Source organism: Anaerosporobacter mobilis DSM 15930, assembly GCF_900142955.1.
Classification (GTDB): Bacteria; Bacillota; Clostridia; order Lachnospirales; family Lachnospiraceae; genus Anaerosporobacter; species Anaerosporobacter mobilis.
On the sequence record NZ_FRCP01000018.1, the window covers coordinates 1 to 26694 of the forward strand.

The window sequence follows — 26694 nt, forward strand, 5'->3', positions numbered from 1 at the left end:
AGGTAAACTAAAATTTACAAACTTAAATATGATTTAGGAGTGATAGAGTGAAAAATAAAGTTATTACAGTTTGATGTTAGACGATGCATAAATTATTGAAATAGAGGAACAAACATTAAATAATATAGAAATATTGTACGTTGAGAATTGAATAGTGGTAGTTGGACGAGTATAATTATATATAATAATTTTACAAAGGAGTAGACCTATGGAAAAAACACTATTTAAGTTAGAAGAAGCAAAATTTTTCTTGCATAAGATCAGAGAAGAAAGAACAAATGAACCATTTTGTAGCTATTATTTTAATGCATTTTTAAGTTCTGCACGTTCAGTATTATGGGTCATGAGAGCAGAATATAGTAAAATCGAAGGCTGGGAAGAGTGGTATCAATGCAAAAAAGCAACTGAAGAAGAAGAAAAAATTATGCACAAAATAACTAAATACAGGAATTTATCACAAAAAGAAGGATCGTTACATACCTGTGATATATTGAAAATAGAAGATGATGGGTTTTCGTTTAAAATTGAATGTCCTACGGAGATGTTAGTGGATAATATGCATGGTAATAAAATGTTTTTATCATTTGGAATAGCCGACAAGGAACCTGATATTGAAATAGAAGGATTTGCTTCTTTAACTAAAGGAATAAAAGAAGATGATGAGTTTGATATATTACAATTATCTAACCAATATTATGAATGGCTAGAAAATGTAATACATGAGTGTGCCGAAAAGTTTTCATAATAAAAAACCAACCAACTATCAATATTCGATAGTTGGTTGGCTTTTTTATTGCTCAAAATCAAGAAATTTAATAAAAAGCTAGTTAAGTAAACGATGATTTAGAAAAGAAGAAAGAAATGTGAGATTGAGAGGGGATTAGTCAAGAAAATATTTTATGTAAACATTACAACCGTCACCTTCTGGGGGGTTATCTATTTCAACGAATCGGTATCCTTCAATTGATCTCATAGCATTACAGCAAGAAGGAAGGCGTTTGTAGAGATTTAAGGAGTTATGAATATCACCTGCTCTTAACGTGATTTCAGTCAATCCATTTAGTTTAGCCTCAATCAATAATTGATATATATATTTGCAAATTAAAGGTTTGATAATTTGACTCATATGTTCCACCCTTTTTTATTTAATTATACAAAATATGGGAGAAAAAATCAAGCAAATAGTAGGGTAGTAAGTGTAAAGAAAATAGATTTAGAGGGAGATGCGAATACATGGGAAGTAGAGGAAACAAAAAGAAGAACAGAGTTGAAATAAACAAAAAACAAGTTAATAACACGCTAGCGGTCTTTTCTACGACTGAAATTATTGATACAATGAACTATATGATTAGCGAACTGGGCAGCAGGGGGATACAAGTAAGAGACTTTGATAACAAACATAAGACTGTTAAGATGATTAAGATTATCGGTGGAAAACCGTATTTCTTATCTGAGTAAGGGGTGATACAGTGAGTAACGAAGAAATGGAAATAAGGATTAAGAAGTACTTAGGGAATTACTATAGGTGCAAGAAGAAGAAAGAACAGCTAGAAGAAAGACATAGACACATTAGGACAGATATAGACAGTCCGCTAGGAGGAAGAGCATACAAAGAGATACCGTCAGCTAATACACAGCATAAGAGTGATGGGTCAGCCAGTCTACTGTTACGACTATCGGAGATAGAAGATAGGATTGAGAAAGAGAAGAATAGAATGGCTCAAAGACTTCTAGAGATTATGGACGTACTAGACTATTTACAAGAAGAAAGTGATGAACGAATGATATTAGAACTAAGACATATCGATTGCTACGAATGGAAAGATATAGTGAAAGAGATGCACTTGTCGAGGACAAGCTGCAATACATATTATAACAAAGCAATAGCTAAACTATTAGAGTATAAGCGTGTACGTGTACTAATAGAAGCAGAAGAGATGAATGTAGCATAGTAAAGTCTGTACACCACTGTACATCGACATGTGATATTATGATAGAGTGATGAAAACCTCATAGAAAGAGATGCATTTAGAGATGAATGTGTCTCTTTTTTTGTCGAAAAAGCACACATGGATAATTCAAAGGTACTTCCTAGGGGGTATACGTACTACGGGTCGAGGAACGTCCGATATTTGGCTCTTTTTGAAAAATAAAAAATTAGTACTTCCTTCCTCTTTTGAGGATGACGAAAAGGGGTTAATGTAAATGATTGTTAATCAAAAACAACTAGCAAGTGTTCTTGGAATTTCATCTCGTCAAGTTCGCAATTTACAACATGATTTCGACTTTTTCACTAAGCAAGAAAATGGTCGTGGATATGATCTTGGAAAGTGTGTTCAGGAGTATATCGAGTATAAAGTAAAAGCGGAAATGCCTAAGGGTACATTAGTGAATATTGAGAAGGAAAAGGCGGAACATGAACGCATAAAAAAAACAATGTCTCAATTGAAACTTAGGAAGATGAAAAAAGAATTACATGAAGCTGGTGATATTGAATTGTTTTTAGGAGAAATGCTTTATAACTTTAAGAATAAATTACTGGCTACTCCAAGTAAGATTGCAACTCTGATCGTTGGAGAAAAAGATGTTAATCAAATTATTAATATCTTAACCAAAGAAATGAATGATCTTCTTGACGAACTATCAGATTTTAACCCAGATGAGTTTGCATCTGATGATTTCACAGAAAAAGGGGAAGATGATGAGGAAGATGATGATTAGATAAGTAGGTGTTAAAAGTGGGTAGTGAAAGAGCACGATCTAGAAAAAAGACAGAGAAATTATTCAGAGAAATAATTAAAAAAGCACTATCTAGACCAGAAGAGTTAACTGTAAGCGAGTGGGCGGAGAAGTACAGAATACTTGATGAATCAAGCAGCATACCAGGAAGATGGAGCAACGATGTAACACCGTATTTGGTCGAAATTATGGATTGCTTTAATGATCCTTACATACACAACATCAATTTTGTAAAACCGTCACAGGTTGGTGGTACCGAAGCCCTGATTAATATGCTTGGTTGGATAGTGACACAGAACCCTTCACCTGCAATGATGGTATATCCAAGTGATGATTTAGCAAAAGATATATCAAACGATAAATTAAAACCTGCTTTTCAAAAAAGTAAAGATATAAGAGATAGATTCTATCAAAATTCTTCAAAAGAACTCAAATTAAAGTTTAAAGGAATGACATTATACTTACGTGGTGCTGCATCTCCTTCCAAACTTGCATCAAAAGCTATAAGATATTTGTTCTTTGATGAGATAGATAAGATTGGCGGAGCATCAAAGAAAGAAGCATCACCTTACAATCTAGCATTAGAAAGAACTAAGACATTCAAGTATACAAGAAAGATATATACGTGTTCTACTCCAACACTTAAAACAAATTATGTTTGGTCATTGCACGAGGCAGCAGATGAAGTAAGACATTATGTTATGCCTTGCCCACACTGCGGAGAGTATATTGAGTTTAAATGGAAACAGGTTATATTCGATAAAGATAAAAGTCTTAGTGTTTTAGATAGAGCAAAGACAGCAAAGTATTTTTGCCAGGAATGTGCTTGTGAGATAGAGAATAATCAGAAACCTGCAATGCTAAGAACTGGTAAATGGAAAACGGTAACAAAGCGCAATATAGGAAAACCTGAAAGCGTTTCATTTTGGATAAATTCACTTTATAGTATCTTTGTCAACTGGGAAGATGCAGCAAAAGAATTTCTAGAGTCACAAGATGATCCAGAGAAATTACAAAACTTTGTCAACTCATGGTTAGGTGAACCTTGGGAAGATACTAAACTAAAGACGAGCGAGTCTCTTGTATTAGAGAGGCAAACAGATCATGAACAGTATGTGATACCAGAGTGGACAGAATTGTTAACTGGCGGTGTTGATGTTCAAGAGAATTGTTTGTATTGGACTATACGAGCATGGGGTAAGTATATAACAAGTCAAAATATAGCACATGGACAAGCTTTCACACTAAATGATATTGAAACGATTATGAATCTTCCTTTTAGGTCTCGAGATGGTACCGACTATATAGTAAATCTAACACTTCTTGATAGTGGGTATAACTCAGATGATATCTATGATTTCTGTGCGAATAATAGTGATTGGGCTTTACCTTGTAAGGGCACATCAAACCCTATGTTGTCAAATTATAAGTTATCCAATATCAATAAAGCCACTTCGAGAGCGCATGGTATGAATCTCGTGCTTGTAGATGGTGGTAAATACAAAGATATGATAGCAAGTAGATTGCTGAAAGAAAAAGGTAATGGAAGGTGGCTTGTATATAAAGATTGTGACGAAGAATATGCGAAACAAGTTACAAGTGAACATAAGGTCAATGAAAAAAGTGGTAATCGTACTATTCAGATATGGAAGAAAAAAACATCACATGCAGACAATCATTACCTCGACTGTGAAGTGTATGCATTTGCAGCAGCTGATATCTTAGGAGTAAGAACATTACATCTAACCCAAGAAGATAATAATGTGGTTGCTAATACAAATCAGAATGAGCAGGAGGCTAGCAGTGAAGAGAAGTGGATAAGTGAAAACGAAGGTTGGTTAGGAGGACAATAATGAGTAAAACAAGTGAAATGCTTGATAATGTTGAAAGCGCAATAGCAAATGTTCTTTCAGGAGGACAATCGTATAAAATCGGTTCGAGAACATTAACAAGAGCAGATCTTAACATGCTATATAAGATGCGTAATGATCTAAAAGCAGAGCAGAATCAAGAATTAGGTAATACAGGTCTACTAGATGATGCGTATGTTGTATTCTTTGACGGGAGGTAGATTATGAGCTGGTTAGATAGTGCAATACAATATGTATCTCCCAGATGGGGCTCGTTAAGAGAAGCATGGAGGCAGAATCTAGATGAACAAAAGAATTATGATGCTGCTAATTACAGTAGACTAAACTCTAATTGGAGAGCTGTAAACCAATCAGCAGAAGATACAGATAGAATGTCAAGAGATACAATTCGAGCAAGAGCAAGAGATCTTGAAAGAAATTCTGACATGATGAATTCTGTAACAGGTGCATTTAAACGGAATGTAATTGGTGGCGGATATACCATTCAAGTTAAGACAGATGATGAAAAGTTGAATAAACAGCTTTCGGAACTTTGGAAAGAATGGTGCGAAAAGAAGAATTGTGATGTGACTGAAACACAATCATTCAATCAAATTCTAAGAATGGCAGTTGTAAGAAAGAAGATAGATGGAGGAATCCTATTTGTTAAGAGATACACAGAGGGTGGATTGGTACCATTCAAATTACAGATGATTGAAGTAGATGAACTCGATAACAGTAGAATTATTACTAATCAATCTGGAAATACAATTGCAGGTGGAATTGAGTATAACAGCTATAACAAAGCGGTTGGATACTGGATTAAACAATATTCAATTGATGGTTATACACAATATGAGCCCATATATGTTTATGCTAAAGATGTAATCTTCTACTTTACTAAGCGAAGACCATCACAAGTAAGAGAAATATCAGATACTACGCAGACAATTACAAGAATTCGAGATGTTAACGAATTTATGGTAGCGGTGTCGGTAAAAGAGAGAATAGCAGCATGTTTATCAGTATTTATTAAAAGATGTATGCCAGCTGGTAGCGGTGGAGGTATCGGAAGAGGTACACAAAAGAGCGGGAAAATTGAATATGATGGTAAAACGCTTGCCCCAGGTATGATTAAAGAACTAAATGCAGGAGATGAAATACAGACTGTAGTTCCTAATGGACAGGCGGCAGATGCAACTAGCTACACTAAGTTACAACAACGGTTAATTGGAGCAGGACAAGGAATATCTTACGAAGCAACATCAAGAGATATGTCAGAAACAAATTATTCGTCGGCAAGGCAAGGATTAATTGAAGATGAACAGACATATCAAGAAGAGATTGAACTTCTAACTGATATTATGAGTGAGATTTACGAGACATTCGTTATCTCGTGCGTATTGGCTGGAATAGTAAATATAAAAGACTTTTGGAAAGATAAAAGAAGATACCTTAAGCATGAGTGGATTAAGGCACCACGCAAATGGATTGACCCAGTTAAGGAGGCAAATGCTAACAAAATTGCTATGTACACTGGTCAGAAGACTTACCAGCAAATTGCAGCAGAGAACGGTAAAGACTGGAAAGAGCAAATGAAAGAGATGGCCGATGTTTTAGAATATGGGAAAGAATTAGGAATTGAGATGGGAGGTGTAGTATTTGGGAAAGACTATGAAGAAAGTAAAGGAAACTGACAACCTAATTAGAGAGATTAGTGTAAACGCAATCAGGGCACTAGGGGAAGAAGAATCTTCAAGAAAATTTGAACTATCATTTTCAAGCGAAGAACCTTATGAACGATGGTTCGGTGTTGAAATCTTAGATCATAGTGATGGTTGCATTGATTTAACGAGATTAAGCGAAATTGGCTGTGTCCTATTCAATCATAATCGAGATGTCGTTATTGCTAAAATTAACAAAGTTTGGACTAAGGACAAACGAGGATATGCAGAGATAGAATTTGATACAGACGAGCAATCAGAAGTAATCTATCAAAAAGTTAAGAGCGGTACTCTCAAAGGAGTATCAATCGGATATAGAATATGTTCGACCGAAGAGGTAGCTGTAAATCAGGTATCACAAGATGCTAGATTCAAAGGACCATGTACTATCGCAAAACGATGGTTTCCTTATGAAATTTCAATTGTATCAGTACCAGCTGACTCTACCGTTGGTGTGGGCAGAGATCTGGAAGAAATAGAAGACACTGATAAACGTTCGCTAAGTTATTACGAGGCGATAGTACAAGTAAACAGTAACAGTATATAGGAGGAATGAAAATGAATTTAGAACAATTAAGAGCTGAAAAAGCTCAATTAGTACAACAACAGAAGCAATTAACAACAGCAGCTAAAGATGGTAAAAGAGATTTATCGTCAGAGGAACAGTCTCAATTTGACAATCTACAACGTGAGATTGATGAGGTTGACGGTCAAATTAAAGCACTTTTACCAGATCCAATCAAGCAACCAACAATTGAAGAAGAAAGAACTCGTATTGCAGAAATTACACAGATGTGTAGAGACTTTGATGTAGAAGATAAAGATTTACAGAGATATATCAATGACGGAACCGTTCAAGATCAAGTAAGAGCTGCTATATTAGAAAAAATGAAAGCAAACGGTCAACCACTTAATCAAAGAGGAATTGATGTAACAAAAGATTCAGAAGATAAGTTCAGAGAAGCGGCAGCAGATGCCCTTGTAATGCGTGGTGGTGTTGAAGTTGATAAACCTGCAGAGGGAGCTAGAGAACTTATGGGAATGAGTTTAAGAGATTTAGCAATTGAAACGATGGAAAAGGAAGGAAAGACAGGCCTACTAAGAATGTCTGCTGGAGATATCTTAAATGAATTGACGAGAGCATACTACAATCCTACAGCAGCGTTTCCTTCAATTCTTGATACAGCTATTAACAAATCATATGTTGAAGGACATAGAAAGGCAGCAGTTACTTTTGATCGTTGGACTAAAAAAGGCTCAAAGAAAGATTTCAAAGCAAGTGATAATAACTATATTGTTGGAACAGCAGGAGAATTTCTTGAAGTACCTGAGAATGGTGAAATCAAACATGATGCTCCAACAGATGAGAAACGTCCAACAAGTAAATTAAGAACATATGCAAGACAATTTACTATGACAAGACAGGCATTTATTAATGATGACATTGGATTTTTATCTACAATACCAGCAAGATATGCCGCAGCAGCTAGAAAAACACAGAACAAGCAAGTATATTCAGCATTAATTAACAATCCAGTAATCTATGATGGCACACCATTGTTCTCATCAGCACATAAAAACTTAATCGCGACTGGTACTGGTATAACATCAGATGCTATTCAGAAGATGTTCTTAGCATTACAAATGCAAACAGATACATTCGGAGATGCCATTATTATTAGACCTACATATTTTGTCGTACCAGTTGGTTATTCGTTTGCAGTATATGAAATCTTTAATAGTGCAACAATTAATACAACTTCAAATACTCAATCAGCAAATCCATTATATAGATACAGGGAATCATTAGAGGTTGTTGAAGATCCTACACTCAATGTATTAGCTGGTACAGGAGCAATTCCTTGGTTTATCGTAGGTGATAAATCTGATACAGATTCTATTCAAGTTGATTACTTGAATGGTAATGAAATTCCAACAATTAGACGTTCGGAAGTGGCTGGTACATTAGGTTTTGTATGGGATATTTATTTAGACTGGGCGGTAACTGTTATGGATTACCGAGGTATTGTTAAGAACCCAGGAACAAGTATTACGAGCCCATTCTAAGGAGGTAGAGAATTATGAATAAAGCAATATATTGGCAAAAAGGTGAACAGTTAGACTTAAAGAATGCTACAACAAATGCAATTGAGGCTAACACTGTAGTTGTAATTGGAACTAGAATTGGTATTGCGGGTAATACAATTAATCCAGGCGAAATAGGAAGCTTAGTAATGGAAGGTGTATTCGAACTAGTTAAGACTGGTACAAAAGAAATTACAGCAGGAACAGATGTATATTATGATGCCACCGCAGACGGTATTACGGACACAGCAACAAGTAACACTTTGGTTGGATATGCTGTACAAAAAGCAGCTGCAGCGGACACAACAATTTTTGTTAAATTGAAAGGTTAAGGTGTAACTATGCCAGGAAGAACAATAAATAAATCTAAAGATGAAAAGATAGTTAAAGTAGAAGTACAAGAAGAGCAAGTTCAAGAGGAACAATCCCAAGAAGAGCAGGAGTTAGAAGAAGAGAAAACAAAGAAACTCTTTGCACTCTATCCTATACTCTTTGAATCGCATCAGTACAAGATTGGTGAGCAACTTCCTACTCACAATATGGAGATGGTAGAAGCTTGGATTGAAGCAGAAGCAGCAATATGGAAGTGATGATATGAATACGTTCAAAGATATTATCAAACAAGATATTAAGAATACTTTCATTAATGATGATGAGTTCTCAGACAAGCATTATATCGACGGTAAAGAAATGAGTGTTATCACAGATGGCATTGAACTCTTAGAGCGAGAGAAGAAACTTAAAGATAAGACAGATGGGGTATTCTTGAAACAAAAACTAATCTATGTAGCAGCAGAGGACTTCGGTCCTTTGCCACGCATAGGAAGAATTATAAAATTAGACAAGTCTGATTATAGAGTAATCGATGCAATTGCAGAAAATGGTATGTATTCTTTGACACTGGAGGCATATAAAGGTTGATAAAATTTGAAGTCGATGAAAATGCTTTAAAGATGATTGAACTTAAACTTGATGGTATGAGTGCAAAGGCACCAGATGTATTAAAAAAAGCTATCAATGATACCGCTAAGAAATTAAAAAGTGATCTTAAGATTGAGGTTAAAAAGAATTATACCGCTAAGGTTGGAGGTATTAATAAAGCAATATCAATTAAAAAGGCAACTAATAAGCAGATAGTAGCGGTTGTTACAGCTACAGGAAGACCCATTCCGCTAGTACAATTTAAGAATGTAGCAGATGATTCTGTTAGAGCAAAAGCAATCAAGAAGAATAAACTAAAACCTTTAACATTAGCAGGTGCAGATCATAACGGAAAAGACCTTAAATCTTTCGTAGCAAAAATGAGCAATGGTCATGTCGGTATCTTTCAACGTACTCCAGGTAAGAGTATGAAAGGGAATGGAAGTAGAACGTTAAAAAATGGTAAAAAGACTAAGGGAAAAGATGCAATTAAGCAGTTTTACGGTAACTCCATTGTCAAGATGGTGGGGAATGAACATCTTGTATATCCGACTGTAGAAAGAAAAGCAAATGAATATCTAAAAGAATCTTTAAAAAAGCATATAGCAAAAGTACTGGAGGGTAACTAATGACATCAATTTTCTTGCAAGATGATCTAAAAGAAGAACTAGAAAAGATTTTAGGAGAAATGAGGTTAAAGGACCCAAACAAGCCAAAGGAACATACTAGTATTAAGGTATACGAGCAAGCAATACCTAAAATTAGGATAGACTATGGGAATTGTAATGAAGAAGAGGAAGAGGAAGAGGAAGAGGACCAATCAGAAGAACCATTCCCGTATATAATCATCAAGCTTGATTCAGGTAAAATTATGAATGAAGAGGAAGCTGCAAAGGTAGAGCTACTCATTGCTACATACGATGACGATTTAAAAAACCAAGGGCATAAAGATATACTCAACATAATTAATAAAATTTATGAAAGATTTTATAAGAATCCAATGTTAGCTAACAAATATTATCGTGTGAATGATATCGATTGGGTATTACAGGACGATGATATGTACCCTTATTTCTATGGAGCGATGGGTATGGAATTTAAGGTAAGAATGTTTAAGAAGGAGGATAGGTACGCATGACAGCAAAGAAAAATACAACAACAGAATCTAAAACGTTAGAAGAATCTACAAGTAATGAAAAAGTATCTAAGAAACAACCAAAACAAGTTGTTTATGTAGGTCCAACGATACCAGGAGTAATTAAGACAAATACGATCTTTAACAATGGTATTGATGAAAGAGTAGCAGAAAGAATCATGATCCAGCCAGAGCTTGGAGGACTTTTGATTGATATTAACAATCTGTCAGATGCACAAAGACAGATAGCACTTAAAAAGGGTGCTTACTACTCTCTATATAGCAAAGTAAAAAACAGTTTAAAGGAGGAATAGAGTATGTATCAACATGGAGTTAGAACGAAGGAAAACCCTACTAGTCTTAGTGCACCAATCGTAAGTAAGAATGGTCCACAAATTGTATTTGGTACAGCACCTATTAATTTGATTGTAGATCCATCAAGCGCAGTAAATAAATTAGTTATTGCCAATACGATGGAAGAGGCTAAGGGACAGTTAGGTTATTCTGATGATTTTGATAATTATACATTATGTCAAAGCATGAAAGCTACATTCGAAGTATTTAAAGTAGCACCTATCATATTCTGTAATGTATTAGATCCAGCAATACATAAGAAAGCCAACGAAGAAAAATCTGTACAGGTTAGCAATAACCAAGCTACATACGACGTTAAAGGTGTTTTATTAAGCACAGTTGTAGTTAAGAAAGATAGTACAGCATTAACAGTTAATATAGATTACATCTTAGAATTTGATGATAACGGATATGTTGTTATTACACTAGTAGCTGGAGGAGCAGGAGAATCAGCAACAACTCTTAAGGTAACAAGTGATAGTATTGATCCTAGCAAAGTAACTACAACGGATATTATAGGTGGATATGACTCAGAGACAGGTGTAGAAACAGGACTTGAATTAGTAAGACAAGTATATCCTAAGTTTAATCTTCCTCCTGGTTTAATTATTGCACCAGGTTGGTCTAAGAATAAGACAGTTGCAGCAGCAATGGTAGCAAAATGTACAGAGATTAATGGTGTATTCAATACAGAATGTATCATTGATTTTGATACAACAACAGTAAAAAAGTATACACAACTTGAAACAGCAAAGGAAACATTAGGTGTCGTAAGTAGCCATGCTATTCTTACATGGCCAATGCTTAAGATTGATGATGTGAAGTATAGCTTCTCAGCTTTGCTAGCAGCTTTAATTTATTATACTGATGCAAACAACTCTGATGTACCAAATCTATCACCTTCTAATAAATTGTTAGGTGTGTCAGCTACAGTATTAAACGATGGTACCGAAGTAATGCTAGACCAAGTACAAGCTAATGAAATTAATGCATTAGGAATCGTTACAGCATTGAATTTTGGCGGTTGGAAAAGCTGGGGTAATAACACAGCATGTTATCCAGACATTAAAGATCCTAAGGACCGATGGATTTGTTGCAGAAGATTCTTCTCTTGGTGGGGGAATAACTTCATCATTGATTTTGCAAATAAGGTAGATGAGTTAACTAATTTCCGTTTGATTGAATCAATCGTTGATGCAGAGAACATCAAAGGTAACAGCTATACAGCACAAAATATGTGTGCAGGAGCTAAGATTCAATACTTAACAACAGACAATCCAATTGAGAACATCTTAGACGGTAAGGTTGTATTCAGACAATACTTAGCACCTTATACACCAGCAGAGGATATTCTTAATATCTTAGAATTTGACCCATCAATGATTGAATCAGCGTTAGGAGGCGAATAAAGATGGATAAGAACAAAATACCAGAGGTTATTAATAATTTTAACGTCTATAAACAAGGTAATCAATTCGTAGGTATTTCTGGAGAAGTAACACTACCAGATCTTGAATCAATTACAGCTACTATTGAAGGTGCTGGAGTACTTGGACAGTATGAAACAGCAATTATCGGTATGTTCTCAAGTATGAAGATGGAAATTCCTTTCCGTATGCTTGAAGATGATGTATTTAGTGTGATGGATCCAACAGAGCTATTGGATCTAACATTAAGAGCATCACAGCAATATACAGCTAGAGATACATCAGCACTTGACTACATGGGTATGAGAGTAGTTGTAAGAGGTAAGAACGTATCATCTAAGTTTGGTAAGTTGAAAAAAGGCGAGCAGATGGACCCATCAGTTACAGTTGAAATACTTTATATCTTAATCGAGATTGATGGGGAAACAAAACTTGAACTTGATAAGCTCAACAGTAAATACATTGTTAATGGTAAAGATGTATTACAAAAAGTAAGAAATCAATGCTAGGGAGGGCATAAGACATGAAAAAAGATTTAGAGATTACAGAAAATACACAGGTTGAATCAGTAGAAGCTGAATTAGTAGATGATAACATGGTAATGGAATTAAGAAGACCTTATACGTTTGAAGGTAAAGAGTATAAAGAAATTGATTTATCTGGTCTTGATAACTTAACAGGTAAAGATATGATTGCAGCTCAAAAAGTACTTGATCGTAACGGTTCGTTCAGTTTTCTACCTGAAATGAGTTTGCAATATGCATGTGTACTTGCATCAAGAGCAAGTAAAATGCCAATTGAGTTTTTTGAAGGATTACACCCAAGAGAGGCATTAAGATTGAAAAACAAAGTAACGGGTTTTTTGTACGGTCAGGAATAAATGGTGATACAGGAAACCAAATTAGAAAATTAGTTATAAAGTTAACCAGGTTAACTATGACAAGTTTAGATTTTTATCTAGACTTGTCATTATATGAATTAAATAAAACGTGTGAGGAGGTGATTTCACAATATGGCAAGCAAAGAAAATGAGTTAGCGATTAAAATAGCTGGTAAAATCGAAAAATCCTTTTACAACAGTACTAAGTTAACTAAAAAAGAACTTGATAATATGGTGAAACACTCGAACACAGTATCGAAAGGCTTTAGACAGCAATTCAATGAGGGATTTGACCAAGTCAGTGCTGGATTCGATAGCATGAGCAAAAAGGCAAAGGTAGTCTTTAATGCAGTAGGTAAGGCAGCTAAACTAGCAGGAATAGCAGTAGCAGCAGTAACAGGAGCGTCTATCATGGTTGGTGCTAGCTTTGAAGAACAAATGTCAACTGTAAAGTCGATATCAGGAGCAACAGGTACAGAATTTAAAGCATTAACAGATAAAGCACAAGAGATGGGACAAAAGACTAAATTCAGCGCAACAGAAGCAGGACAAGCAATGGAATATATGGGTATGGCAGGCTGGAAAGCTTCAGATATGATCGATGGTGTTGGAGGTATCATGAATCTAGCAGCCGCTTCGGGTGAAGATTTAGCCATGGTTTCGGATATTGTTACCGATTCACTCACTGCATTCGGATTAAAAGCTAAAGATTCTGCTCATTTTGCTGATATATTAGCATCAGCAGCAACAAATTCTAATACTAACGTTGAGATGATGGGAGAAACATTTAAATATGCTGCACCAGTCGCAGGTGCATTAGGATATTCAGCAGAAGATACAGCTGTTGCAATTGGACTTATGGCTAATTCGGGTATTAAGGCAAGTCAGGCAGGTACATCATTAAGAAAAATTTTTACTGCGACAACAAGTGGTATTGAGGTTGCTGGTAAAGCATTTGCAGAAGCAGGAAAACAGACAGGTAAATTCCATGTAGAGACTGTTAATGCAGATGGAAGCATGAGAGAGTTAAACGAAATAATAGTTGACTTAAGAATAGCATTTTCAGAGTTAACAGAGAGTGAAAAAGCGCAAGAAGCAGAGGCTATAGCGGGTAAAACAGCAATGAGTGGATTGCTTGCCATAGTTAATGCCTCAGATAGTGATTATCAAAAGCTTACAGAATCAATCAATAATTGTACAGGAGCAGCCGAAGAGATGGCAGCAATACGGCTTGATAACTTAAAAGGTGATGCAGAGTTATTAACAAGTAATCTTGAATCAATGGGAATTGAGATCTATAAAGGACTAAATGAGCCATTACGTGAAGTTACTCAGAGCGCATCGGGTTTTATTGAAAAAATGACAACAAATATGCAACGAACAAACGTCGTTTCTGAGTTATCAAATTCTTTTGTGGCCAAATTACCAACAGCAAAAAGATATCTTAAAGAATTCAAAACAGAGTTCTTTGACTTTGCAGATCCATTCATGGATTTTGGTAAATGGTTAATCAAAAACCCTAACGTTGTTATATCAACATTAGCTGGTATTGGTTCAGTTATTGCTACTTATAAAGTTGCTAAAGGTGTTAAGTCAGTAGCTACATCATTCGCATCATTAGCAGGTATATTAACAAATCCATTTGCAGCATCAATTACAGCAGTAGGACTTGCTATAGGCGGAACGGTAGGTATTGCGACATACATTAAGAATCTTAATAATGAGTTAAAGAAAGAGAATCTAGCAGAACACTTTGGATCAATTTCGTTATCGATGGAAGATTTACAAGAGGCAGCAGCACATATCATAAACACAGGTGTACTTAGCAAGATGCAGGAGACACTAAGTGAATTTGATAAGAAAGATACATACTTTAACTCTATGAATGATGCAATTGCGGAGATCAATAAAGCAAATTGGAAAGTATCAATCGGTATGGAACTAACTGATGCAGAAAAAGAAAGTTATTTAGCTAATGTAACACAGTTCATTAGTGATACACAAAATACGCTTCTACAAGACCAATATTCTATGAAATTAGCAATGGATATCTATACACAGGATAATGCTGAGGGAGACAAAGTGAAAACAGCAATGAATGGATATTATTCTAAGCTAATAAATACTGTTCAAGAAGAAGGAAAAAAATTAGCAAAATATTCGGCAACAGCATTTGAAGATGGAATGTTAGATATAGACGAAGCTTCGGTAATCTCGGATTATATGCAAAAAATGGCTGATGTCACTAGTCAATTATCAAAGGCGCAATTTGATGCAAAGTTATCAGCAATACAATTAAATTACAGTGGAGATCTTACCGCAGAAAGTTTTCAGAATTTACAATCAGAAATAGCTAGTCAGGTAGAAGAAATGAAAAAAGTTGCACTTGAAACTTATACATCAACGACAACTAGTTATTTTAATGCGTTTAATGCAGGAGATATGAGCAAGGATTTATTAGATTCAGCAATAAGTCAAGCAAAAGAACAGTATCTTAATGATTTGAAAGATATAGAACTAAAGGCTACTGACTTTCAAACGGATACTATTGTACAACAATATGGTGAAGAGTTATCGGGTAAAATACCAGAGTTCCAAAAGCTTGTTGAAGATACAATGAATAGCGCACTTGAACGTGCTGAATTAACAGGTGAATCACTCGATGTTGCTTGGGACACGATTATAACAGATAGTTTGATGGCAGACTATGACGGTTTAGATAAATCGACACAAGCTGCAATATCGCAGCTATTCAATTTAATGAAGCCATCTGTAGAAAGTCTTGAGGCATTGAAGAATCAATACAGAGATGCAGGATTAGCTATACCAGATGAAATTAATAAAGCCTTATCAGATAGTACAATTCTCGGTGCTATTTCTAAGAATGAAGAAGGATTATGGGGATATATCGCAACTCAGGCAACAAAAAATCCAGAATATGCAAGAGTTATTACAACAATGCAACAAGGTGGAAGTGAAATACCTAAGAGTGTTGCTGATGCGGTTGAAAATAGTACTTATTTAACTACTAATGCGGTTAATGAGTTATATAAATCAGTTCAAAAGAATGCAAGCAGTATATTTAGTAAAGGAATTAATGTAAATTTACCATTGCAAATAAATGCAAATGTTACTGGTAATACACAGAATACTAATAATTCCAAATACGGAGACAAAGTATATGCAAATGCAAAAGGTAGCATTGTAATGAATCCGATACTTACCACTTTTGCAGAAGACGGTCCAGAGGCGGCTATTCCTCTTGATGGTTCACAAAATGCAATTAACCTATGGCAGACAGCTGGAAAAATGTTGGGTGTTTATGACGATAAGGTAAGTGCTTATTCGTTAGCTAATCAAAAATTAAACTCAAAGGATACATTTGGAGATTTATCTAATAACGTTGATCATGTTGCGAATGAAGAATCTAATTACAACAATAGCAATCAGATATTATATAGTCCTAATATGAACTTTAATTTCAATGGTGGAGCACCAAGTAAGGAAGATATTATAGCGGCTACACGTCAATCAGAACAAGATTTTGAGGAAAAGATGGATAGATACTTTGCTCAAAAGTCAAGAAAAGGTTTTAAGGACTTTTCTTTCAGTTAGGAGGAAATATGTATAAGACAGTACAAGGAGATACATGGGATCTAATAGCTAAAAAGGTTTATGATAATGAAATGTTAGCAGGGTTCCTTATGCAAACAAATTATAAGTATATTGACATAGTTGTTTTCTCAGCTGGTACCGAATTGAATACTCCTGAACATGAAGAAAAGGAAGACGACTTGCCAGAGTGGAGGGATTAATATGCAGGGTAGAAAAGCATCGGTAATCATAACGTACAATGGTAAGAATGCATCTACAAAACTGAATGAGTACTTACAGTCATTTACCTATACCGATGTTGCATCAGGAGAAAGTGACAGTATAGACATTGTACTAAGCAATATAGACAAGAAATGGCTGGGTTCTTGGTTCCCAGCCAAAGGAGATAAACTAACAGTATCTACTAAGCTTACAAATTGGTCAAAGACAGGAGATAAGAAATTTAAGTGTGGTGATTTTACATTAGATGAATTCTCTTTATCGGGGAGACCGCTTGAAGCAAATATTGGAGCATTAGCATTACCGGTCAAAGAAAGCTTTAAAACTACAGATCGTAACAAGACTTATAAGAAAGTAACAATTGAAGAGATAGCGAAAGAGATAGCCAAGAGGGCAAATGTAAAGCTTGTATATGATGCAGCACGTATTGATATTGAAACGATAGAACAGTCAGAGAATGATTGCGACTTTCTATTTGATCTATGCGAGAAGTATGGACTAGGAATGAAGGTATATTCATCAAAGATTATAATATTCGATGAAGCAGCATATGAGAAAAAACGATCTGTAGTTACTATTGATGAATCTGATATGAAAAGCTGGAGCTATGATACGACTACAAATAAGACTTATACAGCTGCTAAGATATCTTACACAAATCCTAAGACTAAGAAAGATGTGTCAATCACAGTAGGCGAAGGAAAGCATGTATTAAAGATAAGTGAAAAGGCAGACAGTAAAGCTGATGCAGAGAAGATAGCAAAAGCGAAGATTAATAATGCTAATAAGAAAATGACAACAATGCGAATCGTAATTATGGCAAATCCCAAAATTGTAGCAACATCAAATGTGACTATTACAGGACTTGGAAAACTGAATGGTAAGTATGCAGTAGATAAAGTAGTTCATTCTATCGGAAGTGGCTATACCATGACACTTACTCTCAGACTTATACAAAATAGGATAGGTGAAAAGACAAATAAAGTATATGCAAGTGGTAAGAATGCGAATTACATAGTAAAACAAGGTGATACGTTATGGGCAATTAGCAAAACGTTCTATGGTGCTTCAACCAAGTGGAAAAATATTTATGATGCTAATAAAGAAGTAATCGAAAATGCAGCTAAGAAACATGGTAAAGCAAATTCTAGCAATGGTAATTGGTTATGGCCAGGCATGGAACTTGTTATACCCAATGTGGAGGAGAGCTAATGAAAGACATTATTAGAACTGGAGAAGTATCTAGCATAGATTTTGAAAACGGAATGATTAAAGTAACATATCCTGATCGTGATAATGATGTTACAGATTCTATTCCTTATCTATCGCTAAATGGCGAATATAAAATGCCAAACATAGGCGATATGGTAGTTGTATTGCATCTCTCAAATGGAAGCTCATTTGGAATTGCATTAGGAACGTTTTGGAGTTACGGGAATAAGCCTTTTAAGACTGGAAAAGGTCTGTATAGGAAAGAGTTAAGCAATACACAAAATGAGGCTTATTTAGAGTATGACAGCTCTACAAAGACGTTAATTATTAAAGCTGATAATGTAGTATTTCAATCCAACAAAGGGACTACAAGCTTGTAGGAGGTATTATGGCGAAAGTAGGAAGCTTTGGAAAAGTAATAGTTTTTAAAACGAATGACAAAAGTATATTGACATTTAACGAGTTCAAACAAACTGTATCAGCTAGATGGGCTAAACATGAACGAATAGGAAAAAAGCCTAAGAGCGAATTCTTAGGTGCTGATCTGAGAGAAGTATCTTTTCAAATAGAACTTAATGCTTTGTTAGGTGTTAAACCTAGAAAGCAGTTAGAAAAGATTGAAAAAGCAATTGAAAGTGGTACGGTTGAAAACCTTGTGATTGGTGGTAAAAAAATAGGAAAAAACAAGTGGAAGATAATAAACATGAGCGAATCATGGAACTATATCATGTCTAAAGGTGAATTAGTACAAGCAAGTGGACAGATCACGATGGAGGAATACGTATGATGGAAGAAGCAAAGATTATAATTGAATCATCTAGTAGTGAAGATGATGAAATAATACAAGGGTTAACAACTCTATATACAACTCCAGAAGGTACAATACCACTTGATAGGGAGTTCGGTATTAATCAGGACTTCATAGGATATCCAACAGAATTAGCAAAGAATATGTATGCGTTAGAGATTATTAATAAGACTGAAATTTATGAGCCAAGGGTAGAAGTAGATGTGAGCTTTGAGGATAGCGAAGATGGAATGATTACACCAGTAATTAAGATAAGCAAAGAGGAAGGAGATGAAGAATAGTGCCAGGTACTTTAGATGAGTTAGTTAATCTGCCAGAGGTAAGTTTTATAGATAATATAACTATAGATGAACTGCTAGAAAGCTTCATAGCTGATTTTAACGACATGAATAGTCAGTTAGAAGGTAAGGCTACAGTATTATCGCAAACAAGTCCGTTTCGGTTATTAATCAATGCTACAACGTCTATTCTTTATCAGATTCTTGTAAAAGTAGATGCAACAGGAAAGAGAAATACAATTAAGTATTCATATTCGGAGTTCTTAGATATGTTAGCATCATTTAAGAAGTGTGTAAGAAAAGAAGCACAGAAAGCATATTGTACAGAAAGATTTTATCTTGATGAGAGTAAAGAATTTGCAATAACTATTCCGCAAGGAACAAGAGTAACGCAAGGAAGTATTTTCTTTGAAACAACAGAAGCAGCAGAGATAGCAGCAGGTGATACGTATGTAGATGTAACGGTATATTGTACAGAACCAGGAGAGAATGGAAACAATATATATGCTGGAGAGATAAGCACACTTGTAGATCCAATCCCTTATATAGCAAAGGTTGACAACCAAACAGCTACTAGTGGAGGAAGTGATAAAGAAAGTGATGATAGTTTGGCAGACAGAACATTTATGGCGCCTTCTACATATAGTGTTGCTGGCTCTGTTGATTCGTATGAAGCTAACGCAAAAGCATTCAGTGAAGACGTTATTGATGTTAAAGTAGATACACCAAGTGCTGGTACTGTTGATATTAGAATTCTCCTTAGTGGGGGCGAAATACCAGATACAAATGTCATATCAAAAATGCAAGATTATTTAAGTGCAGATGATAAGAGACCGCTTACTGATAACGTAATTGTAGCAGCACCAGATCAAGTTGAGTATAGCATTGATGTTAAGTATTGGATTAGAAAGAGTGATTCAAACAAAGCAGTTAAGATACAGCAAGATGTTGAAACAGCAGTTGAAAATTTTGTTACATGGCAAAAGTCTAAGATAGGACGGGACATTACAGATTCAGAATTAATCAAGTTAATTATGGCAGCAGGGGCAAAACGATGTGTAATTACGAGTCCAGCCTATAAGGTTATAGAGGATAATCAAATAGCAAAGCTCACTACAAAAAATGTTGTATATGGAGGGCTTGAAAATGATTAAACTTTATGATGTAGAGATTACTGATCTACTCCCCGAAAACTTAAAAAGTAATGAAGTAATTGCTTACAGTTATGCATTTAAAAAAGCTTGTAGATATGTATTAGATAGAGTGGATCGCATTGAACTATATACAAACATAGATAAGCTACCTGAGAACATCTTAGATTACTTAGCACTCGAACTAAGGACACAATACTATGATGAAGACCTTAATATTACAGTTAAGAGAGAGCTAATAAAGAATACTTTACCTTGGTACATGAAAGCTGGTACTGCGGTAGCAGTTAGCGAGTTATTAACAACAGTAATCGGAAGTGGTAGTGTTCAAGAGTGGTTTGAATATGGTGGAGACCCTTATATGTTCAAGATAACTACACGGGAACAATTAACAAGAGAGAATATAGAAAAGTTTGCTGCAATTATAGATAATGTAAAGAATGCAAGATCAAAACTTGATGGTTTTGACAAAGAAGAACTTATAACAATGAATGCTAACATCGGGTGTGGTTTATGTATTAACAAATTTATACGTGTAGGAGGGGAACTATGTTTGTAAAACCAATAATTACAAATAAGGGATTAGCACTGCTTGCAAAAGTAACTACGAATACTTTAACAATATCTAATATGGGATTGGGAGATGGAGATAAAGAAGTCGTTGGAAATGTTACAAGTCTAAGCAATGAAATATTAAAAAAGCAAATTGAATCTATAGAAAAGAATGAAAATTCTATTGTTGCAAGAACCACATTCACAAATGAAAATCTACAAGATGGATTTTATATAAGAGAAATAGGAATATATGCAATAGATCCAGACGAAGGTGAGATTTTGTATGCGTATACAAATGTAAAAGGAACAGATGCGGATTACTTTAGTCCTGGTAATGGCACTGTTATCCTAAGAGAATTTATTGAAATGGTAATCGGTTTCGGAAATGCTAGTAAAGTAGAACTTACTATTGATCCAACTTCTGTACTCGTAACAGCTAGTGAATTAAAAAAGTTAGAAGATGAGGTAGAAAGGAAAGCAAACAAAGAAGATATACCTACTAGCTTACCTGCCAACGGAGGGAATGCTGTCACTGTTGGAGGTAAATTACCAAGTGCCTTTGCTCCTGCAAGTCATACACATTCTAAGTCTGATCTTGGTCTTGGTAATGTGGACAATACGGCTGACTCTAATAAAAGTGTAAAGTATGCGACTAGCGCAGGAAGTGCAGTATCAGCGACAACTGCAGATACCTGTACTGGAAATGCTGCGAGTTCAAATTATGCTACGAGTGCTAACTATGCAAATGGAGCTGGTGTATCTAATACTACAAGTCAATTATCTGTTACAAGTGCTGCTCCTGCTAGTCCGTTTGCTGGGCAGCTATGGATATGGTAGGTGTATAGTTATGATAAAAAGATATGATGGAAGTAATAATATTGATATTGAAAGTCTAAAAAGATTTGACAGCATTAATTATGTTGATGCAGAAAGTGCTAAACGTTTTGACGGCTTAAATTGGGTGGATTGTTGGAAATCAAGTATTTATGTAACATTTATGTATCATGCACCCTATCCTGAAGACACAATGTTTGAAAATCTAATTTGTGAACCCATTAATGATTCAACTCAATTTCAACATTCAATATATTTTAACACAACAGGTAGTATGTATTGTTTGTTTACCTTTAAATCACTATCATTAAATATAGGTGATACTGTAACAGTTACATTTAAAACAACGTTACTAAGTGGAAATAATTCGCAAAATATCTATTGGGGTGAAATCACTGATAATATACGTCCGAATAGTAATGGTACTACTACATTTACTGTAAAAAATGCAGGAGTTCCTTATATTAAAATTTACAGAACAGGGACATCAAACGTTGTATATGAGATTACAAGTTTAATAATTAATTCAAAAACATATAAAGTTAAATTTAATATGAATAAAAATTAATAAGGAGAATAGCGCATGAAAAAAATAATAATCAATGGAACAGATTTAACAGTAGAACAAGTATATCCATACCGATACGATTTTGGAAAAGGAAAAGAAGTATTGCGGGTTGAAATCTTAGAATCTAATCATAATTTTGATGATGTTAAAGTACTAGCAAATATATACAACCAAGCAATTGAGTATTGGGAAGATGAAGAGAAGAAAAATGAATACATAGGGTATTGCAAAGACTTCTCATGTAACTATCAAGACGGTAAGTATTCAATCGAAATTTCAAGAATTTCAGAGTCGGATTTAAAGATTGCTGAGTTAGAAAGAAAGCTTGCAGAGAACACAGAAGTAATTAATGCTATGTTACTATCAGACCTAGAAGGAGGTGTAGCAAATGTATAATAGATTACTTACGTTATACAAAGATGGCTTGTTAAGTGAAGAAGGATTAACTAACGCAGTGAAGAAAGACTTGATCAAGGAAGATCAAAAACAACAGATTATTAGATCTCTTATAGCTTAGCTAGTTTGGCTTTATCGGAAGGAGAACAAATAATGAAGATTGATTTATCAACAACCATTTCCATTTTGGCTATATGTATTTCTTTCGCTTTTGGATATGCGACATTTAAACGTAATAGGTCAACGGATGATAAAACCGATGCAAGCGAAATGACCACAGTCATAGTTAAGTTAGAAAATATTGATATTGGAGTTAGAGAAATTAAGTCGGATATGAGAGCAATCCAGAATGATGTAAAAGCACAAAATGACGCAATTATAAGGTTAGAAGAAAGTCTTAAGTCAGCATGGAAACGCATAACCTTTTTAGAAAGTAGGCGCACTTTAAACAATGAAGAAGATACATAAATAGTAAAAAATATTATTCAATAGTGTAATATAGGAGGAATTATTATGGAAATTAATATAACAACAATACTTATGGCAATAGCACTACTAGCATTTGTAGTGAGCGTATTTACGGAAGTAACAAAGAATATTAGTATATTCAAAAAGATACCAACAGATATGCAAGTACTAACTGTATCAGTCTTGCTTACAGTAATATCTTATTTCGCTTATGTATCATATAGCAGTGCAAAAGTTATTTGGTATTATGTAATTGGTTCAATAATAATTGGACTGTTTGTGGCATTTGTAGCAATGTATGGCTGGGATAAATTTAGTCAATTATGGGACAGGTTCAAATCAACTGGAGGTGGAAATAATGAAAACAAGTGAAAAGGGAATAAATTTAATTAAAGAATTTGAAGGGTGCAGACTTAAAGCTTATAAGTGCCCAGCTGGTGTATGGACTATAGGATATGGTCATACATTAGGAGTTAAACAGGGACAAACTATAACTAATAATCAAGCTATTGATTACCTAAAGAATGATCTTATTAAATTTGAAAAGATTGTTACAAATATGGTAAAAGTACAAATAACACAAAATATGTTTGATGCGCTAGTAAGTTGGGCATATAATGTAGGTAATAGATCAACTAGCACATTAGTAAAACTGTTAAACAAACAGGATTATAAAGGTGCAGCAAGTCAACTTCTGCTATGGAATAAAGCAAATAATAAGGAACTTGCAGGACTTACGAGACGGAGAAAAGAGGAGAAAAAACTTTTCGAAACTGATATGTATATAGTTCCTAGTAAGAAGGTAAATAAAGATTCGTGTAAGTTAGAGATTATGTGGCTACAAAAAAGTTTAAATGAGGTATGTAATGCTAGACTAGTTGTAGATGGTAATTATGGAGAATTAACTAAACAAGCAGTAATAAACTATTGGAAGGCACTAGGTTGGAATAAGGACGGTAAATCGAGCGGTTGGACTGCTGGAGAAAAGACTATTGCAAAGTTAGTCGCATAAATAAATAGCTCCATTTATGGTGTGTTAATAAGTTTAATATAACTATAGAGTGTCACCGATTTGTCACCCGAAAGTAAAAAATCATAAAACATAACACGACACAATAAAACATAATAAGGATTATGTTATCTGTGTTATTGCCCTAATTTAAAGCATTATTTGAAATGATATGGCATGAGAAGAAATCATAAGAAGAGAAATATTAGATTTGGTAACAACCCAATGGTTGGTATGACAGTTGCTGTTGCTGTTTCTATTCAGGAAGCTGCTGACGCAGGTAAGTTCTAAGAAGCTTTAAAATCAAGGGCATGTCAAGTCACGAGATGATTTAACATGCTCTTTTTTTATTCTAAGTAAAGGATATACTTAATATAATAGATGTATAATAAGAAGCACATAATAAGAAACACGTTATATTGCCAAAAGACAGTATGACGTGTTTTTTGACGTGTATTCAGAATAGTTACTAAAACATAGTACATAATGTAAAGCATAATTATAAGCAATGGACATACAATATTGAAATATACAAATTATTATAAAGTAATCTCTTCTGTTAATCTTTCGGTAACTCTCTTGACTTAAACTTAATAATTACATATAATGGCAATAAAAGGCAATATACAAAACATACTAAAACATGACAAAATAAGGGGAAGCGTAATATTCTAAAAGAGGTAACTACTATTCCATTTAAATAGAGAATACAGCAGAGTTTTATTTAATGGATTAGGAGGAATAGAAAGTAAAAAAATGAATAAAAGGAGTGGATATATGGCGACGATTGCGTTATACTCAAATAAAATAGCACAAATGTCGGGGCTACTTGGGGAGACAAAGAAAACAGTTAGTGATTACAAATCAGAATTATTTTCACTAAAAACAAAGGCCTTGGCGATCAAGCAATCCATATGTAATATGGAAGATGTTATAGGCTCCATACAGGCATCTACAAGTGTACAGGAAGAGAAAGTTGACTCTCTAGAACAGGTTAGAGGAAGCAGCGAACAGTTTATAGAGGATACCTATCGCATTGACGGTAATGTAGCGGATCTTGTGAATAAAAGGAAAGATGATTTCTACGATCAATACAAGTATTTAAAACCAGAGTGTGAAAAGAATGGTTGGGAAAAGTTCAAAGATGGCTGCGAGAAAGTTGGAGAATGGTGTAAAGAACATTGGAAAATTATAGTGACTGTTGTTCTAGTGATTGCTGCAATTGTGTTAATTGTGGTGACAGGCGGATTGGTATTAGGACCGATTCTTACAATATTAGTAGAAGCAGCAAAAGGACTAATAGCGGGAGCAATTATCGGCGGTATAATAGGTGGATTATCCAGTGTAGCTGCAGGAGGCTCTTTCTTTGAAGGGTTTGAAGAAGGAGCATTCTCAGGAGCTTGTATAGGGGCATTGTTTGGAGGAATTGGTGGCATAGGACAAGTGCTTGGAAAATCATGCAAAGTGCTGGAACACCTTGGTAAAATAGCAAAGATAGTTCCAACAGTTTCAAAAGTATCTGGTGGAATATCACTTGGAATGGCAGGATTTGACTTACTATCTTTGGGCGTTAGTCTATTTGATCCTAAAAGTCCCTTGGTACAGTTTAATAAAAAGCTTCATTCAAGTAGTTTATACAATGGATTCCAAATAACTGTAAGTACATTGGCAATATTCACGGCGGGTTTTACTAAGGGAATGAAGAACCCAATATGTTTTGTAGCAGGAACGATGGTATTAACCGCGATGGGATTGAAAGCGATTGAAACCATTCAAGCTGGAGATCAAGTAATAGCAACGAATCCAGATACATTCCAGACAGAGGGAAAAAAGGTAGTTGAAACATACATAAATAAGACAACATGTATCGTAAAGATTATCATTCAGAATGAAGAGATATACACAACAATGAATCATCCATTTTATGTGAAAGGACAAGGATTTGTAGCAGCTGGTAAACTTTCAATGGGTGATAAGATTATGAATGCATACGGTGGTAGTTACCCTGTAGAATTTGTTGAACTGGAAGAAAGACAAGAAGTCGTGTATAATTTCCAAGTAGAAGATTATCATACGTATTATGTTGGAGAAGGTAGTGTACTGGTTCATAATGATTGTGATACTTTAGCACATAATAGAGCTCAAGGAAAGGCGTTTGAAGAACAAGAATTCCCCAAATTTGATAATAAAACAGTTAATGCACAAGAACAAATAACTATTAAAACCAGTGATGGAACTAAAATTCGTGTTGATGCTATTGGTGAAGACCCAGTAACTGGTAATGTTGTTATTAATGAATTTAAATCATCACAAACAGCACCGTTAACATCGAATCAAAAAATAGGATTCCCTGAATTGGAAATAGGTGGAGGAACGGTAGTTGGTAAAGGAAAAGGCACATTCACAGGTGGATATGATATTCCTGCAGGAACTAAGGTGGAAATAGTTAGGCCACCATTGGAATGA

General features: G+C 34.8%; 35 protein-coding genes. 34 read left to right on the forward strand and 1 reads right to left on the reverse strand.

The genetic code is table 11. The features are described 5' to 3' along the window. Positions 1–208 precede the first annotated feature (208 nt). Entirely contained in the window at positions 209–745 is a 537-nt protein-coding gene (locus tag BUB90_RS16715; RefSeq protein WP_073289593.1) for a hypothetical protein, read from the forward strand. A 135-nt stretch (positions 746–880) separates the two neighbouring features. On the opposite strand, the gene BUB90_RS16720 is transcribed toward BUB90_RS16715, so the two are convergent. After that, a complete protein-coding gene (locus BUB90_RS16720) occupies positions 881–1126 on the reverse strand; it encodes a hypothetical protein (RefSeq protein ID WP_073289594.1) in 246 nt (81 codons plus the stop codon). A 107-nt stretch (positions 1127–1233) separates the two neighbouring features. Here BUB90_RS16720 and BUB90_RS16725 point away from each other — a divergent pair, with 107 nt between their 5' ends. The 33 genes from BUB90_RS16725 (at position 1234) to BUB90_RS16880 (ending at position 26694) form a co-directional block, all read left to right on the forward strand. Then, the gene (locus tag BUB90_RS16725; protein ID WP_073289595.1) at positions 1234–1458 is read left to right on the forward strand and encodes a hypothetical protein; all 225 of its coding nucleotides are present in this window, start codon (positions 1234–1236) and stop codon (positions 1456–1458) included. An 11-nt stretch (positions 1459–1469) separates the two neighbouring features. After that, on the forward strand, positions 1470–1952 hold the full coding sequence (locus BUB90_RS16730) for a sigma factor-like helix-turn-helix DNA-binding protein (RefSeq protein WP_084139333.1): 483 nt from the start codon (positions 1470–1472) through the stop codon (positions 1950–1952). A gap of 253 nt (positions 1953–2205) precedes the next feature. Then, complete coding sequence (locus tag BUB90_RS16735; RefSeq protein WP_073289596.1) at positions 2206–2721, forward strand: DNA-packaging protein; 516 nt, start codon at positions 2206–2208, stop codon at positions 2719–2721. A 17-nt stretch (positions 2722–2738) separates the two neighbouring features. Then, positions 2739–4592 carry a terminase gpA endonuclease subunit gene (locus BUB90_RS16740; RefSeq protein ID WP_084139334.1) on the forward strand — a complete coding sequence of 618 codons (1854 nt, stop codon included), beginning with the start codon at positions 2739–2741 and terminating at the stop codon, positions 4590–4592. Further along, complete coding sequence (locus BUB90_RS16745; protein WP_073289597.1) at positions 4592–4810, forward strand: peptidylprolyl isomerase; 219 nt, start codon at positions 4592–4594, stop codon at positions 4808–4810. The genes BUB90_RS16740 and BUB90_RS16745 overlap by 1 nt, the downstream gene beginning before the upstream one ends. Before the next feature lie 3 nt (positions 4811–4813). Next, the gene (locus BUB90_RS16750; RefSeq protein WP_073289598.1) at positions 4814–6286 is read left to right on the forward strand and encodes a phage portal protein; all 1473 of its coding nucleotides are present in this window, start codon (positions 4814–4816) and stop codon (positions 6284–6286) included. Then, positions 6252–6860 carry an HK97 family phage prohead protease gene (locus BUB90_RS16755; protein WP_308743586.1) on the forward strand — a complete coding sequence of 203 codons (609 nt, stop codon included), beginning with the start codon at positions 6252–6254 and terminating at the stop codon, positions 6858–6860. The genes BUB90_RS16750 and BUB90_RS16755 overlap by 35 nt, the downstream gene beginning before the upstream one ends. Before the next feature lie 11 nt (positions 6861–6871). Further along, positions 6872–8380 (forward strand): phage major capsid protein, encoded by a 1509-nt coding sequence (locus BUB90_RS16760; protein ID WP_073289599.1) that lies wholly within the window; start codon positions 6872–6874, stop codon positions 8378–8380. Positions 8381–8394: 14 nt separating this feature from the next. Continuing rightward, positions 8395–8730, forward strand: a complete 336-nt coding sequence (locus BUB90_RS16765) for a DUF2190 family protein (protein ID WP_073289600.1) — start codon at positions 8395–8397, stop codon at positions 8728–8730. Positions 8731–8739: 9 nt separating this feature from the next. After that, the gene (locus BUB90_RS16770) at positions 8740–8988 is read left to right on the forward strand and encodes a hypothetical protein (RefSeq protein WP_073289601.1); all 249 of its coding nucleotides are present in this window, start codon (positions 8740–8742) and stop codon (positions 8986–8988) included. After that, positions 8960–9319 carry a hypothetical protein gene (locus BUB90_RS16775; RefSeq protein WP_242952564.1) on the forward strand — a complete coding sequence of 120 codons (360 nt, stop codon included), beginning with the start codon at positions 8960–8962 and terminating at the stop codon, positions 9317–9319. Before BUB90_RS16770 ends, BUB90_RS16775 begins: the two co-directional genes overlap by 29 nt. Then, the gene (locus BUB90_RS16780) at positions 9316–9948 is read left to right on the forward strand and encodes a hypothetical protein (protein WP_073289603.1); all 633 of its coding nucleotides are present in this window, start codon (positions 9316–9318) and stop codon (positions 9946–9948) included. The genes BUB90_RS16775 and BUB90_RS16780 overlap by 4 nt, the downstream gene beginning before the upstream one ends. Further along, the gene (locus BUB90_RS16785) at positions 9948–10457 is read left to right on the forward strand and encodes a hypothetical protein (protein ID WP_073289604.1); all 510 of its coding nucleotides are present in this window, start codon (positions 9948–9950) and stop codon (positions 10455–10457) included. Before BUB90_RS16780 ends, BUB90_RS16785 begins: the two co-directional genes overlap by 1 nt. Continuing rightward, on the forward strand, positions 10454–10768 hold the full coding sequence (locus tag BUB90_RS16790) for a hypothetical protein (protein ID WP_073289605.1): 315 nt from the start codon (positions 10454–10456) through the stop codon (positions 10766–10768). The genes BUB90_RS16785 and BUB90_RS16790 overlap by 4 nt, the downstream gene beginning before the upstream one ends. Before the next feature lie 3 nt (positions 10769–10771). Then, on the forward strand, positions 10772–12217 hold the full coding sequence (locus BUB90_RS16795; protein WP_073289606.1) for a phage tail sheath family protein: 1446 nt from the start codon (positions 10772–10774) through the stop codon (positions 12215–12217). 2 nt (positions 12218–12219) lie between these two features. Next, entirely contained in the window at positions 12220–12744 is a 525-nt protein-coding gene (locus BUB90_RS16800; RefSeq protein WP_073289607.1) for a phage major tail tube protein, read from the forward strand. Between the two features lie 14 nt (positions 12745–12758). Then, complete coding sequence (locus tag BUB90_RS16805; RefSeq protein WP_073289608.1) at positions 12759–13115, forward strand: phage tail assembly protein; 357 nt, start codon at positions 12759–12761, stop codon at positions 13113–13115. Between the two features lie 132 nt (positions 13116–13247). Then, a complete protein-coding gene (locus tag BUB90_RS16810) occupies positions 13248–16730 on the forward strand; it encodes a phage tail tape measure protein (protein WP_073289609.1) in 3483 nt (1160 codons plus the stop codon). An 8-nt stretch (positions 16731–16738) separates the two neighbouring features. Then, positions 16739–16930 carry a tail protein X gene (locus BUB90_RS16815; RefSeq protein WP_073289610.1) on the forward strand — a complete coding sequence of 64 codons (192 nt, stop codon included), beginning with the start codon at positions 16739–16741 and terminating at the stop codon, positions 16928–16930. Position 16931: 1 nt separating this feature from the next. Beyond that, positions 16932–18161: a LysM peptidoglycan-binding domain-containing protein gene (locus BUB90_RS16820; protein ID WP_073289611.1), complete on the forward strand. Its 1230-nt coding sequence runs from the start codon at positions 16932–16934 to the stop codon at positions 18159–18161. Continuing rightward, a complete protein-coding gene (locus tag BUB90_RS16825) occupies positions 18161–18541 on the forward strand; it encodes a hypothetical protein (protein ID WP_073289612.1) in 381 nt (126 codons plus the stop codon). The genes BUB90_RS16820 and BUB90_RS16825 overlap by 1 nt, the downstream gene beginning before the upstream one ends. A gap of 8 nt (positions 18542–18549) precedes the next feature. After that, positions 18550–18948, forward strand: coding sequence for a phage tail protein (locus tag BUB90_RS16830; protein ID WP_073289613.1), 399 nt, complete (start codon positions 18550–18552; stop codon positions 18946–18948). Then, positions 18945–19250 carry a hypothetical protein gene (locus BUB90_RS16835; RefSeq protein WP_084139336.1) on the forward strand — a complete coding sequence of 102 codons (306 nt, stop codon included), beginning with the start codon at positions 18945–18947 and terminating at the stop codon, positions 19248–19250. Before BUB90_RS16830 ends, BUB90_RS16835 begins: the two co-directional genes overlap by 4 nt. Beyond that, positions 19250–20401: a baseplate assembly protein gene (locus tag BUB90_RS16840; protein WP_073289614.1), complete on the forward strand. Its 1152-nt coding sequence runs from the start codon at positions 19250–19252 to the stop codon at positions 20399–20401. The genes BUB90_RS16835 and BUB90_RS16840 overlap by 1 nt, the downstream gene beginning before the upstream one ends. Further along, a complete protein-coding gene (locus BUB90_RS16845; protein WP_073289615.1) occupies positions 20394–20957 on the forward strand; it encodes a phage tail protein I in 564 nt (187 codons plus the stop codon). The genes BUB90_RS16840 and BUB90_RS16845 overlap by 8 nt, the downstream gene beginning before the upstream one ends. Beyond that, entirely contained in the window at positions 20948–21790 is an 843-nt protein-coding gene (locus BUB90_RS16850; protein ID WP_073289616.1) for a phage tail-collar fiber domain-containing protein, read from the forward strand. Before BUB90_RS16845 ends, BUB90_RS16850 begins: the two co-directional genes overlap by 10 nt. 10 nt (positions 21791–21800) lie before the next feature. Further along, positions 21801–22355 carry a hypothetical protein gene (locus BUB90_RS16855; protein ID WP_073289617.1) on the forward strand — a complete coding sequence of 185 codons (555 nt, stop codon included), beginning with the start codon at positions 21801–21803 and terminating at the stop codon, positions 22353–22355. A 15-nt stretch (positions 22356–22370) separates the two neighbouring features. After that, positions 22371–22751, forward strand: coding sequence for a hypothetical protein (locus BUB90_RS16860; protein ID WP_073289618.1), 381 nt, complete (start codon positions 22371–22373; stop codon positions 22749–22751). After that, positions 22744–22872, forward strand: a complete 129-nt coding sequence (locus tag BUB90_RS23305; protein WP_139241791.1) for an XkdX family protein — start codon at positions 22744–22746, stop codon at positions 22870–22872. The genes BUB90_RS16860 and BUB90_RS23305 overlap by 8 nt, the downstream gene beginning before the upstream one ends. 32 nt (positions 22873–22904) lie before the next feature. Further along, a complete protein-coding gene (locus BUB90_RS16865) occupies positions 22905–23219 on the forward strand; it encodes a hypothetical protein (protein ID WP_073289619.1) in 315 nt (104 codons plus the stop codon). A 45-nt stretch (positions 23220–23264) separates the two neighbouring features. Beyond that, positions 23265–23591 carry a hypothetical protein gene (locus tag BUB90_RS16870; protein WP_073289620.1) on the forward strand — a complete coding sequence of 109 codons (327 nt, stop codon included), beginning with the start codon at positions 23265–23267 and terminating at the stop codon, positions 23589–23591. Next, positions 23578–24231 (forward strand): glycoside hydrolase family protein, encoded by a 654-nt coding sequence (locus BUB90_RS16875; protein WP_073289621.1) that lies wholly within the window; start codon positions 23578–23580, stop codon positions 24229–24231. Before BUB90_RS16870 ends, BUB90_RS16875 begins: the two co-directional genes overlap by 14 nt. Before the next feature lie 774 nt (positions 24232–25005). After that, a complete protein-coding gene (locus BUB90_RS16880) occupies positions 25006–26694 on the forward strand; it encodes a polymorphic toxin-type HINT domain-containing protein (RefSeq protein ID WP_170865523.1) in 1689 nt (562 codons plus the stop codon).

Bases quoted from the DNA above. Each gene is read 5' to 3' on its own strand.
- BUB90_RS16805 (WP_073289608.1), top strand. From the start codon at position 12,759: ATGAAAAAAGATTTAGAGATTACAGAAAATACACAGGTTGAATCAGTA.
- BUB90_RS16835 (WP_084139336.1), top strand. From the start codon at position 18,945: ATGATGGAAGAAGCAAAGATTATAATTGAATCATCTAGTAGTGAAGAT.
- BUB90_RS16810 (WP_073289609.1), top strand. From the start codon at position 13,248: ATGGCAAGCAAAGAAAATGAGTTAGCGATTAAAATAGCTGGTAAAATC.
- BUB90_RS16825 (WP_073289612.1), top strand. From the start codon at position 18,161: ATGAAAGACATTATTAGAACTGGAGAAGTATCTAGCATAGATTTTGAA.
- BUB90_RS16870 (WP_073289620.1), top strand. From the start codon at position 23,265: ATGGAAATTAATATAACAACAATACTTATGGCAATAGCACTACTAGCA.
- BUB90_RS16745 (WP_073289597.1), top strand. From the start codon at position 4,592: ATGAGTAAAACAAGTGAAATGCTTGATAATGTTGAAAGCGCAATAGCA.
- BUB90_RS16720 (WP_073289594.1), bottom strand. From the start codon at position 1,126: ATGAGTCAAATTATCAAACCTTTAATTTGCAAATATATATATCAATTA.
- BUB90_RS16865 (WP_073289619.1), top strand. From the start codon at position 22,905: ATGAAGATTGATTTATCAACAACCATTTCCATTTTGGCTATATGTATT.
- BUB90_RS16875 (WP_073289621.1), top strand. From the start codon at position 23,578: ATGAAAACAAGTGAAAAGGGAATAAATTTAATTAAAGAATTTGAAGGG.
- BUB90_RS23305 (WP_139241791.1), top strand. From the start codon at position 22,744: ATGTATAATAGATTACTTACGTTATACAAAGATGGCTTGTTAAGTGAA.
- BUB90_RS16880 (WP_170865523.1), top strand. From the start codon at position 25,006: ATGGCGACGATTGCGTTATACTCAAATAAAATAGCACAAATGTCGGGG.
- BUB90_RS16770 (WP_073289601.1), top strand. From the start codon at position 8,740: ATGCCAGGAAGAACAATAAATAAATCTAAAGATGAAAAGATAGTTAAA.
- BUB90_RS16850 (WP_073289616.1), top strand. From the start codon at position 20,948: ATGTTTGTAAAACCAATAATTACAAATAAGGGATTAGCACTGCTTGCA.
- BUB90_RS16830 (WP_073289613.1), top strand. From the start codon at position 18,550: ATGGCGAAAGTAGGAAGCTTTGGAAAAGTAATAGTTTTTAAAACGAAT.
- BUB90_RS16790 (WP_073289605.1), top strand. From the start codon at position 10,454: ATGACAGCAAAGAAAAATACAACAACAGAATCTAAAACGTTAGAAGAA.
- BUB90_RS16855 (WP_073289617.1), top strand. From the start codon at position 21,801: ATGATAAAAAGATATGATGGAAGTAATAATATTGATATTGAAAGTCTA.
- BUB90_RS16845 (WP_073289615.1), top strand. From the start codon at position 20,394: ATGATTAAACTTTATGATGTAGAGATTACTGATCTACTCCCCGAAAAC.
- BUB90_RS16820 (WP_073289611.1), top strand. From the start codon at position 16,932: ATGCAGGGTAGAAAAGCATCGGTAATCATAACGTACAATGGTAAGAAT.
- BUB90_RS16735 (WP_073289596.1), top strand. From the start codon at position 2,206: ATGATTGTTAATCAAAAACAACTAGCAAGTGTTCTTGGAATTTCATCT.
- BUB90_RS16765 (WP_073289600.1), top strand. From the start codon at position 8,395: ATGAATAAAGCAATATATTGGCAAAAAGGTGAACAGTTAGACTTAAAG.
- BUB90_RS16785 (WP_073289604.1), top strand. From the start codon at position 9,948: ATGACATCAATTTTCTTGCAAGATGATCTAAAAGAAGAACTAGAAAAG.
- BUB90_RS16815 (WP_073289610.1), top strand. From the start codon at position 16,739: ATGTATAAGACAGTACAAGGAGATACATGGGATCTAATAGCTAAAAAG.
- BUB90_RS16725 (WP_073289595.1), top strand. From the start codon at position 1,234: ATGGGAAGTAGAGGAAACAAAAAGAAGAACAGAGTTGAAATAAACAAA.
- BUB90_RS16800 (WP_073289607.1), top strand. From the start codon at position 12,220: ATGGATAAGAACAAAATACCAGAGGTTATTAATAATTTTAACGTCTAT.
- BUB90_RS16860 (WP_073289618.1), top strand. From the start codon at position 22,371: ATGAAAAAAATAATAATCAATGGAACAGATTTAACAGTAGAACAAGTA.
- BUB90_RS16795 (WP_073289606.1), top strand. From the start codon at position 10,772: ATGTATCAACATGGAGTTAGAACGAAGGAAAACCCTACTAGTCTTAGT.
- BUB90_RS16760 (WP_073289599.1), top strand. From the start codon at position 6,872: ATGAATTTAGAACAATTAAGAGCTGAAAAAGCTCAATTAGTACAACAA.
- BUB90_RS16715 (WP_073289593.1), top strand. From the start codon at position 209: ATGGAAAAAACACTATTTAAGTTAGAAGAAGCAAAATTTTTCTTGCAT.
- BUB90_RS16750 (WP_073289598.1), top strand. From the start codon at position 4,814: ATGAGCTGGTTAGATAGTGCAATACAATATGTATCTCCCAGATGGGGC.